The 13,620-nt window shown below is 73.9% G+C and carries 11 protein-coding genes; 1 reads left to right on the top strand and 10 read right to left on the bottom strand.

Annotated features, from left to right (window positions below; genetic code table 11):
- The first annotated feature begins 71 nt into the window (after positions 1-71).
- Positions 72-776, top strand: coding sequence for a pyridoxamine 5'-phosphate oxidase (gene pdxH, locus B9W62_RS21850; RefSeq protein WP_087808754.1), 705 nt, complete (start codon positions 72-74; stop codon positions 774-776).
- Between the two features lie 18 nt (positions 777-794).
- On the opposite strand, the gene B9W62_RS21845 is transcribed toward pdxH, so the two are convergent.
- The 10 genes from B9W62_RS21845 to B9W62_RS21800 form a co-directional block, all read right to left on the bottom strand.
- Complete coding sequence (locus B9W62_RS21845; RefSeq protein ID WP_179235602.1) at positions 795-1,382, bottom strand: hypothetical protein; 588 nt, start codon at positions 1,380-1,382, stop codon at positions 795-797.
- Positions 1,383-1,433: 51 nt separating this feature from the next.
- Entirely contained in the window at positions 1,434-2,063 is a 630-nt protein-coding gene (locus tag B9W62_RS21840) for a TetR/AcrR family transcriptional regulator (RefSeq protein WP_179235601.1), read from the bottom strand.
- Positions 2,051-2,794 (bottom strand): enoyl-CoA hydratase family protein, encoded by a 744-nt coding sequence (locus B9W62_RS21835; RefSeq protein ID WP_087808752.1) that lies wholly within the window; start codon positions 2,792-2,794, stop codon positions 2,051-2,053. The genes B9W62_RS21840 and B9W62_RS21835 overlap by 13 nt, the downstream gene beginning before the upstream one ends.
- Positions 2,791-4,359: a 4-coumarate--CoA ligase family protein gene (locus tag B9W62_RS21830; protein WP_087808751.1), complete on the bottom strand. Its 1,569-nt coding sequence runs from the start codon at positions 4,357-4,359 to the stop codon at positions 2,791-2,793. The genes B9W62_RS21835 and B9W62_RS21830 overlap by 4 nt, the downstream gene beginning before the upstream one ends.
- Positions 4,360-4,410: 51 nt before the next feature.
- Positions 4,411-5,559, bottom strand: a complete 1,149-nt coding sequence (locus tag B9W62_RS21825; RefSeq protein ID WP_087808750.1) for an acyl-CoA dehydrogenase family protein — start codon at positions 5,557-5,559, stop codon at positions 4,411-4,413.
- A gap of 65 nt (positions 5,560-5,624) precedes the next feature.
- Complete coding sequence (locus B9W62_RS21820) at positions 5,625-7,493, bottom strand: ATP-binding protein (protein WP_087808749.1); 1,869 nt, start codon at positions 7,491-7,493, stop codon at positions 5,625-5,627.
- An 8-nt stretch (positions 7,494-7,501) separates the two neighbouring features.
- The gene (locus B9W62_RS21815; RefSeq protein ID WP_087808748.1) at positions 7,502-9,109 is read right to left on the bottom strand and encodes an acyl-CoA carboxylase subunit beta; all 1,608 of its coding nucleotides are present in this window, start codon (positions 9,107-9,109) and stop codon (positions 7,502-7,504) included.
- Between the two features lie 37 nt (positions 9,110-9,146).
- Positions 9,147-10,829 (bottom strand): acyclic terpene utilization AtuA family protein, encoded by a 1,683-nt coding sequence (locus B9W62_RS21810; RefSeq protein WP_087808747.1) that lies wholly within the window; start codon positions 10,827-10,829, stop codon positions 9,147-9,149.
- Positions 10,826-11,674, bottom strand: coding sequence for a TIGR03084 family metal-binding protein (locus B9W62_RS21805; protein ID WP_087808746.1), 849 nt, complete (start codon positions 11,672-11,674; stop codon positions 10,826-10,828). Before B9W62_RS21805 ends, B9W62_RS21810 begins: the two co-directional genes overlap by 4 nt.
- 154 nt (positions 11,675-11,828) lie before the next feature.
- Positions 11,829-13,562 carry a serine/threonine-protein kinase gene (locus B9W62_RS21800; protein WP_087808745.1) on the bottom strand — a complete coding sequence of 578 codons (1,734 nt, stop codon included), beginning with the start codon at positions 13,560-13,562 and terminating at the stop codon, positions 11,829-11,831.
- Positions 13,563-13,620 lie beyond the last annotated feature (58 nt).

The raw sequence follows: 13,620 nt of genomic DNA, 5'->3' as shown, positions 1-13,620 counted from the left end.
GTGCCACGTTTGGGGAGTGGGTGCGGCACTGGGTGCCACCCCCGGCCGGGTGGCGGAGCGGATGCGGCAGGATGGGCGGCGTGACCGATCGCGAAGCCGATTCCGCCGTCCCCGCCGCCGACCCGGTGCCCTTCGATCTCGCCTCGATGCGCAAGCAGTACCGGGCCGAGGGACTGTCCGAGACCGGGCTGGCCGCGACGCCCGTCGAGCAGTTCGCGCGCTGGTTCAAGCAGGCCGCGACCGACGGCGGGCTGTTCGAGCCGAACGCCATGGTGGTCTCCACGGCGGACGCGGAGGGGCGGCCCAGCTCCCGCACGGTGCTGCTCAAGCACTTCGACGAGCAGGGGTTCGTCTTCTACACCAACTACGACTCCCGCAAGGCGCGCGAGCTGGACGCGAACCCGTACGTCTCACTGCTGTTCCCCTGGCATCCGATGGCCCGGCAGGTCGTGGTCACGGGCGTCGCCCGCCGCACCGGGCGGGACGAGACCGCCGCGTACTTCCGGACCCGGCCGCACGGCTCCCAGCTGGGCGCCTGGGCGAGCGTCCAGTCCTCGGTGGTGGCGGACCGCCGTGCGCTGGACGCTGCGTACGCGGAGCTGGCCGCGCGCTATCCGGAGGGCGAGCAGGTGCCGGTGCCGCCGCACTGGGGCGGGTTCCGGGTGGTGCCGGAGGCGGTGGAGTTCTGGCAGGGCCGGGAGAACCGGCTGCACGACCGGCTGCGGTACGTGGCGGAGAGCGGCGGGGGCTGGCGGGTGGAGCGGCTGAGCCCGTGACGGGTTCCGGCGCCGCGCCTACAACTTGCCCCAGAGGTACGCCGTGCGGTGGCCGTCGAGGACGGCGGCCAGACGGGCCCGGAAGTCGTCGCCGAGTTCGGGCCAGTTCCAGAACTCCAGGCCGAGACGGCCGACCGCCAGCCGGTCGTCGGTCCAGAGCCACTCGCTCAGCGGGACGTCGCGGGCGCAGGCGGGACAGGTCACGTCGGCGTGCCCGGTGTCCTGCCAGTCGGTGATCGCCTCCGAGAAGCGGGGCCAGACGCCCTCCCCCTCGTCTTCCTCCTCGCCCTCGTCCGACAGGTCCGTGGTGGTCCGGCAGCGGGGGCAGGTGACGGCCTCGGGCTCGTCCTGGCCGCTGTCGAAGACGGTGGGGCCGGTGTGCACGGCGAGCCCGTCGAACGGTTCCCCGTCAGGGTCGTCGTCGGCCACCGCCCGGCTCCAGTGGGGTCCGGGCGGGTGTCCGAGGGGCTGCCCAAGGACGCAGACCTCACGGTCGGCGAGGACGATACCCTCGCTCACCAGCCACGCGACCGCGCGCTCGGCGAGTTCCGCCGCCCCCGCCTCGTCGGCGTCGAGGTCGACGATCGTCTGGAAGTAGTCACCCATGGCCGAGACGGTAGCGGCAGGCACCGACAGTGCCCCGGTGCCGGACGCCGGTCACCGCGCCAGCGCCGCGTCCAGCAGCCGCGCCCACTGCTCCACCACCCTCTCCCGCCGTGCCCCGTCGTCGGTGAGGAGGTTGGCCAGGCCCAGGCCGCGGGCCATGTCGAGGAGGCCCTGGACCGTTTCGCGGGCGCCGGGGCGGGTTTCGTCGGCGCCCAGGAGGTCGACGGCGATGCGGTGGCTCTCGCGGCCGACGCGGGCCTCCAGCTCGGTGACCCGGCCGCGCAGCTGCTCCTCGTTGGAGGCGGCCACCCACAGGTGCAGGGCGGCACGGAAGAGCGGGCCGGTGTAGAGGTCGACGAGGGCGGCGACCACCGCGCGCCGGTCGTCGGCGGCGGCCCCCTCGGGGAACAGGGCGCGCAGCGCCACGGAGCGCTCCTCGGCGACGTACTCGACGGCCGCCGTGAAGAGGTCCTCGCGGGTCGGGAAGTGGTGCTGGGCGGCGCCGCGGGAGACTCCGGCGTGCTCGGCGACGACGGAGACGGTGGACCCGGCCCAGCCGCGTTCGGCGAGGCAGGCCACGGCGGCTTCCAGGAGCCGCTGCCGGGTGGCCCGGCTGCGGTCCTGCTTGGGGACGCGCTCCGCACGCTCGGCCGCGCCCACGGCGCCGCTCACACCGCCCATTCCGGATCCCGTCGTTCGAGGAAGGCCGTCATCCCCTCGCGGGCCTGCGGGGAGGCGAACAGTCGGGCCGAGAGCGCGGTCAGGTCGGCCGCGTCCCGGTCGAAGGCCTCCAGCACCCTAGCCGTGAGCAGCCGTTTCGTCTCGGCCAGACCCTGCGGTGCGGCACGGCGCACACCGTCGAGGACGGGTTCCAGTACGGCGTCCACGTCGTCGCCTGCCGTCGTGACCAGGCCGGTCCGGGCGGCCTCGGCGGCGTCGAAGCGCTCGCCGGTGAGGTAGTAGCGGGCGAGGGCGCGGGGGTCGGCGCGGGGCAGCAGGGTCAGGGAGATCACGGCGGGTGCCACGCCGATGCGGACCTCGGTGAAGGCGAAGGTCGACTCGGTGGACGCCGCGGCGATGTCGCAGGCGGCGACCAGGCCGAGGCCGCCGGCGCGGACGTGCCCGGCGACCCGGGCGATCACCGGTTTCGGCAGCTCGATGATCCGCCGGAAGAGACCGACCAGGGCGTCCGGGTCGGGCGGGTCGCGCAGGTCGGCGCCGGCGCTGAAGGTGGTGCCGGTGTGGGTGAGGACGACCGCGCGGACGCCGGGGTCGCCGCCCGCCGCGGTGAGGGCGGCGGCCAGGCCGTCGACGAGGGCGGCGGACAGGGCGTTGCGGTTGTGCGGGGAGTCGAGGGTGAGGGTCTCGACGCCCCGCGCGCGCGTGCGGTCGACGTGGGCGGTCGGGGTCACGGCCGCTCCTTCAGCTCGCGGCGCAGGATCTTGCCGGACGCGGCGCGCGGGACGGCGTCGACGAAGGTGACCTTGCGGACGCGTTTGTAGGGGGCGACGCGTTCGGCGACGTACATCATGATCTCGCCCTCCGCGAGGCCGGGTGCGGCCGGCTGGCGTACGACGAAGGCGTGCGGCACTTCGTTGCCGTCGTCGTTGTACTCGCCGATGACGGCCGTGTCGGCGACGCCGGGGTGGGTGAGCAGGAGGGCCTCGAGTTCGGCGGGGGCCACCTGGAAGCCCTTGTACTTGATCAGTTCCTTGACCCGGTCGACGACGAACAGCCAGCCGTCGGCGTCGACGTGCCCGACGTCTCCGGTGTGCAGCCAGCCGTCGCCGTCGATCATGGCGGCGGTGGCGTCGGGCCGGCCCAGGTAGCCCTTCATGATCTGGGGGCCGCGGATGAGGATCTCCCCGGACTCGTCGGCGGGCAGGTCCTTGCCGGGGTCGGTGAGGGAGACGATGCGCATCTCGGTACCGGCGATCAGCTTGCCGACGGTGCCGGGCGGCGCGTCGGTCATGGCGTCCAGCGGGACGACGTGGGTGCCCGGGGACAGTTCCGTCATGCCGTAGGCCTGGCCGACGGGCGGCAGGCCGAGCCGCCGCGAGCAGGCGGCGGCGAGGCGCGCGTCCAGCGGGGCGGCGGCGCTGACGACGTATTTCAGCGAGGAGAGGTCGTAGTCGGCGACCAGGGGGTGCTTGGCGAGGGCCAGCACGATCGGCGGGGCGACGTACAGGCTGGTGATGCGGTGGTTCTGGATGGCGGCGAGGAACTGCTCCAGGTCGAAGCGGGGCAGGACCACGACGGTGGCGCCGAGCCGGAGCGGGGCGTTCATCAGCGCGGTCAGGCCGTAGATGTGGAAGAACGGCAGTACGGCGAGGACGCGGTCGCCGGGCGCGGACGGCATCGACGGTTCGAGCTGGGCGAGGTTGGTGGCGATCTGCCGGTGGGTGAGCATGACGCCCTTGGGGGTGCCGGTGGTGCCCGAGGAGTACGGCAGGGCGGCGACGTCCTCGGCCGGGTCGATCGCGACGGCCGGTTCGGGCGCGGTCGAGGCCAGCATGTCGACGAGTGAGCGGTGGCCGGGCGCGCTGTCGCAGACCAGGATCTCCTGGACGCCGCCCGCGAGTTCGGCGGCCCGGCGGGCGGTGGACAGCAGCGGCGAGACGGTGACGATCCAGCGGGCCGCGCTGTCCTTCAGCTGCTTGGCGAACTCCTCGGCGGTGGCGAGCGGGTGCACGGTGGTGACGGAGGCGCCCGCGCGGGTGGCGGCGTAGAAGGCCAGTGGGAAGGCGACGGTGTTGGGGCTGTGCAGGGCGAGGACGTCGCCCTTGCGTACGCCGGTCTCGGCGAGGGCGGCGGCGACGCGCCGGTGGAACCGGTCCACCTGCTCGTAGGTCAGGGTGGTGCCGTCGGTGCCGTCGATCAGCGCCGGGGTGCTCCCGAAGGCGGCGGCCCCGCCGAGCACGGCGTCGTGGATGGGCAGGTCGACGGGCTGGACGTCTGCGTACTCGCTGCGGAACACGGTTCCTCCAACGCGGGCTGGATAGCGGCCTCGTACGGGCCTAGTACTGGCCTAGTACGACTTGGGCAGGCCCAGGGTCTGGTGGGAGACGTAGTTGAGGATCATCTCCCGGCTCACGGGGGCGATCCGGGCCACGCGCGAGGCCGTTATCAGCCGGGCCAGCCCGAACTCGCGGGTGAGGCCGTTGCCGCCGAGGGTGTGCACGGCCTGGTCGACGGCCTTCACACAGGCCTCCCCGGCCGCGTACTTGGCCATGTTGGCGGCCTCGCCCGCGCCCACGTCGTCGCCCGCGTCGTAGAGGTGGGCCGCCTTCTGCATCATCAGACGGGCCAGTTCGAGGTCGATGTGCGCCTGGGCGAGGGGGTGTGCGATGGCCTGGTGGGCGCCGATGGGGGTCCTCCAGACGGTGCGTTCGCGGGCGTACTCGACCGCCTTGGCGAGGGCGTGGCGGCCCATGCCGATCGCGAAGGCGGCCGTCATCACGCGCTCGGGGTTGAGGCCGGCGAAGAGCTGGAGGAGGCCCGCGTCCTCGTCGCCGACCAGGGCGTCGGCGGGCAGCCGTACGTCGTCGAGGGTCAGCTCGAACTGCCGCTCCACGGCGTTGAGTTCCATGTCGATGGGGCGGCGCTCGAAGCCGGGGGTGTCGCGGGGGACGATGAACAGGCAGGGCTTGAGTTTGCCGGTGCGGGCGTCTTCGGTGCGGCCGACGATCAGGGTGGCGTCGGCGAGGTCGACGCCGGAGACGAAGACCTTGCGGCCGGTGAGGATCCAGTCGCCCGTGGCCGCGTCGCGGCGGGCGGTGGTGGTGATGCGGTGGCTGTTGGAGCCGGCGTCGGGTTCGGTGATGCCGAAGGCCATGAGGCGGGTGCCGTCGGCGAGGGGCGGGAGCCACTCGCACTTCTGCTCCTCGGTGCCGAAGCGGGCGATGACGGTGCCGCAGATCGCCGGAGAGACGATCATCATGAGCAGCGGGTTGCCGGCGGCGCCCAGCTCCTCGAGGACGAGGGAGAGTTCGGTGATGCCGGCACCTCCTCCGCCGTATGCCTCCGGCAGGTTGACGCCGATGTAGCCGAGCTTGGCCGCGGCTTGCCAGAGGCGGGTGTTGTCCTCGGCGTTGGTGGTGTGGGGGTGGGTGGTGGCGAAGGCCGCGACCGCTTCGCGGAGGGACTTGTGCTCTTCGGATTCGAGGAGGGGGGTCATCTCTGTGCTCCTTCGGGTGCGGACTTCGTCGTGGTTACTCGCGCTCACGCGGCGGAGCCGCATATTCAATGCAGCCCCGCCCCCTGACCGGCGTCTCCCTCCACTACGGCCAAGAGGGCGCCGACCTCCACTTGCCTGCCCGGCTCGGCGTTCAGCGCGGTGAGTGTTCCCGTGGCGGGGGCCGTGATCCGGTGTTCCATCTTCATGGCCTCCAGCCACAGCAAGGGCTGGCCCGCCTGGACGGTGGTGCCCTCGGTCAGGCCCTCCGCGACGCGGACGACCGTGCCCGGCATGGGGGCCAGGAGGGAGCCGGGGGCGTGCTGGGTGGTGGGGTCGGGGAAGCGGGGCAGGGCGGTGAGACGTGTGGCGTTGACGTGGATCTGGTCGCCGTAGCGGGCGATGTCGAAGGGGCGTTGCACGCCGTCCGTTTCGAGGACGACCCGGTCGGGGCCGGCCTGGACGACACGGACGCCCTCGGCGGTGAGGCCGGTGCGGGTGTGGTGGTAGCGGACCTCGTGTTCCTCGCCCGCCACGGCGTAGCGCCTGACCTGCGGTTGCGAGGGCAGGTTGCGCCAGCCGCCGAAGCGGCCCCCGTGGACGGCCGCGTCGGACAGGGCGGCGGCGAGCGGGGCGAGGGGGTCGGGGGCGGGCCGCGTCAGGTCGGCCAGGTGGCGGTCGTAGAAGCCCGTGTCCATGTGGCCGGAGGTGAACTCCTCGTGGCGCAGGGAGCGGACGAGCAGGTCGCGGTTGGTGGCCGGGCCGTGGACCGCCGCCCGTTCCAGGGCACCGGCGAGGCGGCGGACGGCTTCCGCGCGCGTGGGCGCGTGGGCGACCGCCTTGGCGAGCATCGCGTCGTAGTGGACGCCGATGTCGTCGCCGTCGGTGTAGCCGGTGTCCAGGCGGATGCCGTCCGGGACGGCGAGGCGGTGCAGGCGGCCGGTCTGCGGGGCCCAGCCGTGGGCCGGGTCCTCGGCGTACAGGCGGGCCTCGACGGCGTGTCCGCGCGCGCGTGGAGGGTCGCTCTCGAGGGCGTGTCCTTCGGCGACGCGGAGCTGGAGGGCGACGAGGTCGATGCCGAAGACCGCCTCCGTGACCGGGTGTTCGACCTGGAGGCGGGTGTTCATCTCCAGGAAGTGCGCGGTGCCGTCGGCGACGAGGAACTCGACGGTTCCGGCGCCGACGTAGTCGACGGCGCGGGCGGCGCGTACGGCGAGGTCGTGGAGTTCGGCGGTGAGTTCGGGGGCCAGGCCGGGCGCCGGGGCCTCCTCGATCACCTTCTGGTGGCGGCGCTGAAGGGAGCAGTCGCGGGTGCCGAGCGCCCACACCGTGCCGTGGGTGTCGGCGAGGATCTGCACCTCGACGTGGCGGCCGTTCTCCAGGTAGGGCTCGGCGAAGACCTCGCCGTCGCCGAAGGCGCTCGTGGCCTCCGCGCGGGCGGCGGTCAGTGCGGCGTCGAGGTCGGCGAGGTCCCGTACGACGCGCATGCCGCGTCCGCCGCCGCCCGCCGCCGCCTTCACCAGCACCGGCAGGTCGGCCTCGGTGACGTCGGTGAGCGGCGCGATGCCCAGCAGTTCCTTGGCGCGGGTCTTGGACGCCATCGCCTCGATGGCCTCGGGCGGCGGTCCGATCCACACCAGCCCCGCGTCCCGCACGGCGCGCGCGAAGCCGGCGTTCTCGGAGAGGAAGCCGTAGCCGGGGTGGACGGCGTCGGCTCCGGCGGCGAGGGCGGCCTTCACGATCGCCTCGCCGCGCAGATAGGTCTCGGCGGGCGTCGACCCCGGCAGGCGTACGGCGGCGTCGGCCACGCGCGTGTGGAGGGCGTTCGCGTCGGCGTCCGAGTGCACGGCGACGGTGCGGATGCCCGCCTCGCGGCAGGTATGGAAGACGCGGCAGGCGATCTCGCCCCGGTTGGCGACCAGTACGGAAGCAATCACGTGGTTCCTCACATCCGGAAGACGCCGAAGCCGCCGCGCGCGCCCTCGTAGGGGGCGGTGTGCACGGCGGACAGGCACAGGCCGAGGACGGTGCGGGTGTCGCGCGGGTCGATGACGCCGTCGTCGTAGAGCCGCCCGGACAGGAACATGGGCAGCGACTCGGACTCGATCTGCTGCTCGACCATGGCGCGCAGGGCGGCGTCGCCCTCGTCGTCGTACGGCTGCCCCTTCGCGGCGGCGGACTGGCGGGCGACGATGGACAGGACGCCGGCGAGCTGCTGGGGGCCCATGACGGCGGACTTGGCGCTGGGCCAGGCGAAGAGGAAGCGGGGGTCGTAGGCGCGGCCGCACATGCCGTAGTGCCCGGCGCCGTAGGAGGCGCCCAGGAGGACGGACAGGTGGGGGACGCGGGAGTTGGAGACCGCGTTGATCATCATGGCGCCGTGCTTGATGATGCCGCCCTGCTCGTACTCCCTGCCGACCATGTAGCCGGTGGTGTTGTGGAGGAAGAGCAGCGGGATGTCGCGCTGGTTGGCGAGCTGGATGAACTGGGCCGCCTTCTGCGACTCCTGGCTGAACAGGACCCCTTGGGCGTTGGCGAGGATGCCGACCGGGTAGCCGTGCAGGCTCGCCCAGCCGGTGGTCAGGCTCGTCCCGTACAGGGGCTTGAACTCGTCGAAGTCGGAGGCGTCGACGATCCGGGCGATCACCTCGCGCGGGTCGAAGGGCGTGCGCAGGTCGCCGGGGACGATGCCGAGGAGTTCCTCGGGGTCGTACTTGGGCGGCTCGGCGAGCGGCGGATCGGCGTAGGCCTTGCGGTGGTTCAGGCGCGCGACGACGCGGCGGGCCTGGCGCAGGGCGTCGGGCTCGTCGACGGCGAAGTGGTCGGCGAGGCCGGAGGTGCGGGCGTGCATCTCGGCGCCGCCCAGCGACTCGTCGTCGCTCTCCTCGCCGGTGGCCATCTTCACCAGCGGCGGCCCGCCGAGGAACACCTTGGCCCGCTCCTTGACCATGATCACGTGGTCGGACATGCCGGGGATGTAGGCGCCCCCGGCGGTCGAGTTGCCGAAGACGACCGCGATGGTCGGGATGCCGGCCGCCGACAGCCGGGTGAGGTCGCGGAAGATCGCTCCGCCGGGGATGAAGATCTCCTTCTGGGAGGGCAGGTCGGCGCCCCCGGACTCGACGAGGCTGATGCAGGGCAGCCGGTTGGCGAGGGCGATGTCGTTGGCGCGCAGGGCCTTCTTCAGCGACCAGGGGTTGCTGGCGCCGCCGCGCACGGTCGGGTCGTTGGCGGTGATCAGGCACTCGACGCCCTCGACGACGCCGATGCCGGTGACGAGGGAGGCGCCGACGGTGTATCCGGGGGACTCGCTGCCCCAGGCCGCGAGCGGCGACAGCTCCAGGAAGGGCGTGTCGGGGTCGAGGAGCAGTTCGATGCGCTCGCGGGCGAGGAGCTTGCCGCGCTTGCGGTGCCGGGCGACGTACTTCTCGCCGCCGCCCGCGAGGGCCTTGGCGTGTTCGGCGTCCAGGTCGGCGAGTTTGGCGAGCATGGCCGCGCGGTGCGCGCGGTGGTCGGCGTCGGTGGGGTCCAGGGCGGAGGCGAGGACGGTCACGGCAGTACCTCCGGGGCGGGGGTGTACGGCGGGGCGGTCACAGCAGGCTCTCCGGGATGTCCAGGTGCCGGGCGCGCAGCCATTCGCCGAGCGCCTTGGCCTGCGGGTCGAAGCGGGCCTGCGCGGCGACGCCCTCGCCGAGGATGCCCTCGACGACGAAGTTGAGGGCGCGCAGGTTCGGCAGCTGGTGCCGGGTGACGGGCAGGTCGCGGGCCTCGGGGATCAGCTCGCGGAACCGGTCGGCGGTCAGCTCGTGGGCGAGCCAGCGCCAGGCGTCGTCGGTCCGCGCCCACACGCCGACGTTGGCGTCGCCGCCCTTGTCGCCGCTGCGCGCACCGGCGACGAGGCCGAGGGGGGCGCGGCGGACGGGGCCGGGCGGGAGCGGCTGCGGCAGGGGTGGTTCCGGCACATGTGCGGGTACGACGCTGTCCTGGGCCGGTGGCCGTGGTGGTGGCACACTCACGCGCCGCCCGTCATGGAGGACGGCCACATGGTCCACGGCCCCATGGGGGACGTACACATCCTCGAAGACCCCGTAGGGCGCGCCCTTCCCGGGGGGTGCGAGCACATGGAACCCGGGGTAGCCGGCGAGGGCGAGTTCGATCGCCGCGCCGCTCAACGCCCTCCCCACCACCTGCTGGTCGGCGTCCCGGACGACGAGCCGCAGCAGGGCGCTGGCCGTCTCCTCGGTGGGGGCGTCGGGCCGGTCGGTGCGGACCAGGTCCCAGCGGACGTCGGCGATCTTGCCGAGGGCCGGTTCCATCTGCGCCCGGACCAGGTCGGCCTTGGCCTCGACGTCCAGGCCGGTGAGGACGAAGGCGACCTCGTTGCGGAAGCCGCCGAGGCGGTTGAGGCCGACCTTGAGGGTGGGCGGCGGTGCCTCGCCGCGCACGCCCTCGACCCGGACGCGGTCGGGGCCCTCCTGGCCGAGCCGTACGGTGTCCAGCCGGGCGGTGACGTCGGGTCCGGCGTACCGGGCGCCGCCCGTCTCGTACAGCAGCTGGGCGGTGACCGTGCCGACGTCGACGAAACCGCCGGTGCCGTCGTGCTTGGTGACGACCGAGGTGCCGTCGGCGTGCAGTTCGGCGAGCGGGAAGCCGGGGCGCCGTACGTCGCCGTCCCGGAAGAAGGCGTAGTTGCCGCCGGTCGCCTGCGCCCCGCACTCCAGCAGGTGCCCGGCGACGACCGCGCCCGCGAGCCGGTCGTACTCCGTCGGCCCCCAGCCGAAGTGCGCGGCGGCGGGCCCGGTGACCAGAGCGGCGTCGGTGACGCGGCCCGTGACGACCACGTCCGCGCCGGCCCGCAGGCACGCGGCGATGCCGAAGCCGCCGAGGTAGGCGTGCGCGGCCAGCGCTCCCGGGTGGGCGGCGCCGAGGTCGTCGCCCTCGACGTGTGCGACGCGGACGGGGAGGCCGAGGCGGTCGGCCAGTGCCCGTACGGCGTCGGCGAGTCCGGCCGGGTTGAGGCCGCCCGCGTTGGCGACGATGCGCACTCCCCGCTCGTGGGCGAGGCCGAGGCACTCCTCCAACTGCCGCAGGAAGGTGCGGGCGTACCCGCCCTCCGGGTCCTTCAGCCGGTCGCGGCCGAGGATGAGCATGGTCAGCTCGGCGAGGTAGTCACCGGTGAGGACGTCCAGCTCGCCGCCGGTGAGCATCTCGCGCATGGCGGAGAAGCGGTCGCCGTAGAAGCCGGAGGCGTTGCCGACGCGGAGCACGCTCACCGGGCCTCCCCCTTCGGCGGGCGTCCGGCTCCCGGCGGGCGTCCGGCTCCCGGCGGGCGTCCGGCTCCCGGCGGGCGTCCGGCTCCCGGCGGTCCGGCGAAGGCCTGGGCGATGTCCAGCCAGCGGTCGGCGTCCGGGCCCTCGGCGGTGAGGGCGAGGTCGGTGCGGTGGGCGCGCTGGGTGGCGAGGAGGCAGAAGTCGAACGCGGGGCCGGTCACGCGCTGGGGGGCGTCCTCGGGGCCGTACGTCCACAGGTCGCCGCCGGGGCCGGTGAGTTCGACGCGGAACTGCTCCGCGGGCGGGGTGAGCCCGTGGGCGGCGTAGGCGAAGTCCCGGGCGCGGACGCCGATGCGGGCGACATGGCGCAGGCGGTCGGTGGGCGGTCGGGACACGCCGAGGGCCGCCGCGATGTCGAGCCCGTGGGCCCACGTCTCCATCAGGCGGGCGGTGGCCATGGAGGCGGTGGCCATGGGCGGGCCGTACCAGGGGAAGCGTGCACCGGGGGCGGCGGCGCGCAGTGCCTCGTCGAGCGCGGTGCGGTCGTGCCGCCAGGCGGACAGCAGCGCGGCGGGGTCCTGCGCCGCCCCCTCCTCGGCGCCGTCGTCGACGTACCGGTCGGGTGCGGCGAGGGCCTGTTCGATCAGCCCCTTGAACCCGTCCTCGTCGGTGACGGCGACCAGGGCGGCCCGGTCGGTCCAGTTCAGGTGCGCGATCTGGTGGGCGATCGTCCAGCCGGGCGCCGGGGTGGCCAGCCGCCACTCCTCGGGAGTCAACTTGGTCACCAGCGCGTCGAGTTCCTCGCTCTCCTCGCGCAGGTCGTCGATCACGGGCGTCGGGTCGGACACGGGGCGCTCCCCTCGGGCACGGCGGTGTGCGGGGCGGTGTGGGGAGGAGCATGGCAGGGCGGGGATTAACAATCAAGCATGCTTGCATGATTTGGCGAACGAACGGATCGCCCCCGGGGGGGCTTGGCGAGCTCGGTTTCAGACCCGCGCGGTCTCAGTTCTTCTCGGCCGGCCAAACGGTTGTGTCCATGGTGATGAAGGCGGCCTCCGGCAAGGCGGTCGATTTCACCTGGACGACGAACAGGGCGATGTCTCCGTTGTCCCGCCTGACGCAGATCTCCTGGCCGGCGGAGGCTGCGGCCAGCGGGAGGCGGTGGACGGCGTCTCCACCGGTCATGTCGCGGCACTCCTCGTACGTGGCGCCCGGGTCACCGAACAGCATCGTGAAGACGCTGGTGTCGCTCTCCAGGGCACAGCTCGCATTCGCGCAGTCGAAGCGGACGTCCCCCTTGCGGTCCTTGCGCATTGTGCCTTCGGTGAGGCTGATCGAGTTGTCGGCGTTCACCAGCAAGGCGCCGTGGGCGTGGGCCCGCGGCGGCGTCCCGACGGCGGAGCCGCCGGTCGCGCCGGCGGACGAGCCGGCCCCCGGCCCGGTCGACGACGCGGCGGCCTCCCCGGCCGGGGCCGACCCCTTCGCCTGCGGGCGGGGCGTACCGGACGCGGACTCGGACGCCGCCGCCGACGCGGCCGCGTCCCGGGCCCGGTCGAAATTTCGTCCGGCCGCGTCCAGGAGTGCCGTGCCCGCCGCGATCACCAGACCGCACGCGACGACGGCGGCGGCCGTGATCAGGGCGGCACGTCTCCTGCGGCGCTTGCGCTCCTCCGGCCCGGTGGGCCGCTGCGGCACGGTCGGCCCCCACGGTCCGGCGCCGCCCGGCCAGGGCGCCGGGACGGCCCCCTGCGGGGCGGTCCACGGCGCCGTGTGCACCGCGGTGGGGCCCGGGGCCGCGACCGCGGCCGCGGCGGTCGCCGGTCCGGTGGCCGCGACCGGCGGCGGCACCGCCACCGGCGGCCCGGCGATCTCCCGCCACACGGCCGGACCGGCCTCCTCCCCGCCGTCCCGGCCCAGTTCCCGGCGGCACCACTCGACGATCTCCGTGGGGGTGGCGCGCTCCTCGGGGTCGGCGGCCAGGCACCGGCCGAGCAGGCCGCGCAGGCGCTCGGGCAGCCCGGACAGGTCGGGCTCGGAGTGGACGATCCGGTACAGCACGGTGGCGGCCGGGCCGTCGCCGTACAGGGGCTTGCCCAGCGCGGCGAAGGCGGCCGTCTGCCCGAGCGAGAAGACGTCGGTGGCCGCCGTGACGTCACTCCCGGAGGCCTGTTCCGGGGCCATGTACTGGGGTGTGCCGATGGTGGTGCCCGTGACGGTGTGCGCGGTGCTGTCGGTGGCGAGCGAGATGCCGAAGTCGATGACGCGCGGGCCGTCGGCGGCCAGCAGTACGTTGGCCGGCTTGAGGTCCCGGTGCACGATCCCCGCGTCGTGGATGGCCTGCAACGCCTCGGCGACGCCCGCCATCAGCCACAGCACCGCGGGCACCGGCAGCGGCCCGCGCCGGGCGACGGCGGCCGAGAGCGGGGGGCCGGGGACGTACAGCGTGGCCAGCCAGGGCGGGGTGCCGTCCGGGTCGGCGTCGATCAGTTCGGCGGTATAGGCGCCCTTCACCCTGCGGGCGGCCTTGATCTCCCGGCCGAAACGCCGCCGGAAGATCGGGTCGTCGGCCAGTTCCGACCGTACGACCTTGATGGCCACGGGGCGGCCGCCCCGGGTGTGCGACAGGTAGACCCGTCCCATCCCGCCCGCGCCGAGCCGGGCCGCGAGACGGTAACCGGCCACCGTGCGCGGATCGTCGTCCTGCAAGGGCTGGAAGACCTCGGCCGTGTGATTCATCGGTTCCCTCCCCGTGATCCCGATGAGCTGACCAGGTACGCAGCCTATGTGGTGCGGG

The sequence above is a fragment of the Streptomyces sp. CS113 genome (assembly GCF_002188365.1).
GTDB classification, from domain to species: domain Bacteria; phylum Actinomycetota; class Actinomycetes; order Streptomycetales; family Streptomycetaceae; genus Streptomyces; species Streptomyces tendae.
This window is presented reverse-complemented; position numbering and strand designations above follow the sequence as displayed.

Coding starts and splice junctions, on each gene's coding strand:
- B9W62_RS21845 (WP_179235602.1), bottom strand. CDS start 1,382: ATGGGTGACTACTTCCAGACGATCGTCGACCTCGACGCCGACGAGGCG.
- pdxH (WP_087808754.1), top strand. CDS start 72: ATGGGCGGCGTGACCGATCGCGAAGCCGATTCCGCCGTCCCCGCCGCC.
- B9W62_RS21825 (WP_087808750.1), bottom strand. CDS start 5,559: ATGACCCCCCTCCTCGAATCCGAAGAGCACAAGTCCCTCCGCGAAGCG.
- B9W62_RS21840 (WP_179235601.1), bottom strand. CDS start 2,063: ATGGGCGGTGTGAGCGGCGCCGTGGGCGCGGCCGAGCGTGCGGAGCGC.
- B9W62_RS21800 (WP_087808745.1), bottom strand. CDS start 13,562: ATGAATCACACGGCCGAGGTCTTCCAGCCCTTGCAGGACGACGATCCG.